Source organism: Metabacillus sp. GQ13 (genome assembly GCF_059758525.1).
In genome coordinates, this window is sequence record NZ_JCAXET010000051.1 from 1 (window position 1) to 469 (window position 469).

4 tRNA genes are annotated in these 469 nt (G+C 48.2%); all 4 read left to right on the forward strand.

The features are described from left to right. Positions 1–2 precede the first annotated feature (2 nt). A tRNA-Leu gene (locus AC6CHR_RS25080) sits at positions 3–91 on the forward strand. Positions 92–126: 35 nt separating this feature from the next. Next, a tRNA-Arg gene (locus tag AC6CHR_RS25085) sits at positions 127–203 on the forward strand. A 30-nt stretch (positions 204–233) separates the two neighbouring features. Further along, positions 234–310: transfer RNA gene (locus tag AC6CHR_RS25090), tRNA-Pro, on the forward strand. Between the two features lie 18 nt (positions 311–328). Then, positions 329–401, forward strand: a tRNA-Ala gene (locus tag AC6CHR_RS25095). Positions 402–469 lie beyond the last annotated feature (68 nt).

Consider the following 469-nt stretch of genomic DNA (forward strand, 5'->3'; position numbering starts at 1 on the left):
GTGCCGGGGTGGCGGAACTGGCAGACGCACAGGACTTAAAATCCTGCGGTAGGTGACTACCGTACCGGTTCGATTCCGGTTCTCGGCACCATAGTTTTTTGCAGTAGCAAAATAACTTTCTTATTTGCGCCCGTAGCTCAATTGGATAGAGCGTTTGACTACGGATCAAGAGGTTAGGGGTTCGACTCCTCTCGGGCGCGCCATAATTTAATTACGATTTACTGTTTTTCAAACGGGAAGTAGCTCAGCTTGGTAGAGCACTTGGTTTGGGACCAAGGGGTCGCAGGTTCGAATCCTGTCTTCCCGACCATTAACCAAAACCCATATTGGGGCCTTAGCTCAGCTGGGAGAGCGCCTGCCTTGCACGCAGGAGGTCAGCGGTTCGATCCCGCTAGGCTCCACCTTTTAAAAAAAGACTTGACATTATTAAAACAGAAATGTTATGATAATAAAGTTGTTCCAAACAATA